The 1,116-nt window shown below is 67.1% G+C and carries 1 pseudogene; it reads left to right on the top strand.

Annotation, left to right across the window (positions count from 1 at the left end):
- Positions 1 to 145: 145 nt before the first annotated feature.
- A pseudogene (locus EAO75_RS44120) lies at positions 146 to 1,116 on the top strand (hypothetical protein); the annotation flags it as partial.

Raw genomic sequence — 1,116 nt, 5'->3', positions numbered from 1 at the left:
GAAGTGTGGGAGCGGGCGCTCTCGTTTCGGCAGCAGCCGCATCGCCGTGGCCGCGAGGCGTGTTTATGGATCAGCCCTGGGCGATAGGAGCCAGGCGGATGGTCTCCGGCAGCGTYTGACAGTCGAGCACTTCACCAGCGGTCAGGTGCCGACCCTGCGCAAACTGAGGGCGCAGCTGGCCGGCGAGGATCTGTCGTGGGATCTGGTGGAGGCCGTCGCAGACGTCTGCTTCCCCGACGACGCATCCGACACCGCCCGCCACCGACTCACGGGCCCCAAGGAGTTATGGCACCGCGCGCACAGTGCACCCACTGCCACGGACGGCAGCGGCCCTCAGGTAACGGCACGCGAGGTCCTGGAAACGCAACGGCAGGCGCTTGCCGCATACGAGGAACTCAATCGGGCTCGCCGCGCCTTTGAAGCGAGTGAACAGGCCCGCCACCAGGCGTTGCTGATTGCCACCTACCTGTTCGGCATGCTCGGTCAAGCCCAGGCGAAGGTCTTGGAACTGAGCCGGCGTATCGACGCCGTCAGCCGATTCCCTGCCTCTGGCAGAGCAGATGACTCTGTCTTGGAAGAGACCCTCCATCGCGCAGAGCAGCAGGAGCTGGMACTGCGTACGCACCTGGCCCGCGCCGAAAGCGACAGGGACAGAGCGCAAACGGTGGCCGACCATGCAGCACGACGGATCGACCAACTGGAAGCCGAGCTCGCGGCACTAAGGGCCCAGGCCCACCCCGCTCCTGAGAGCGAAGGAGAAACGTCCGGCCCCCTGCTGCCCGCCCTTCTTCCGCAGCCGCACTCCGACGAGGCCGACCTCGACGCCGTCGACAACGCACTTGAACGAGTGCGCTTCGCTCTGGACCGCGAGTACGACGCCGTCCAGGAAGCTGCCGAAGACCTCGGCTTGCGCGTAGCGGAGCTCGCCCCAACCGACCGGGCAGTGCCAGCTCCCGGGACGGCGTCGTCACCGGCTGCGGAAGACGCAACAGGCACGGAGCAAAGCCTGGTGCAAGGTCCGGCCCCATTGTCCGCAACAACTCTGCACAACCCTGTGATCTCGGCCGATGCCCTGCCGGGCGGCGCCACTGATCCCCGTGCTGCAGCTGCGAGCAG

Source organism: Streptomyces sp. UW30 (assembly GCF_008042075.1).
GTDB lineage: Bacteria > Actinomycetota > Actinomycetes > Streptomycetales > Streptomycetaceae > Streptomyces.
This window is presented reverse-complemented; position numbering and strand designations above follow the sequence as displayed.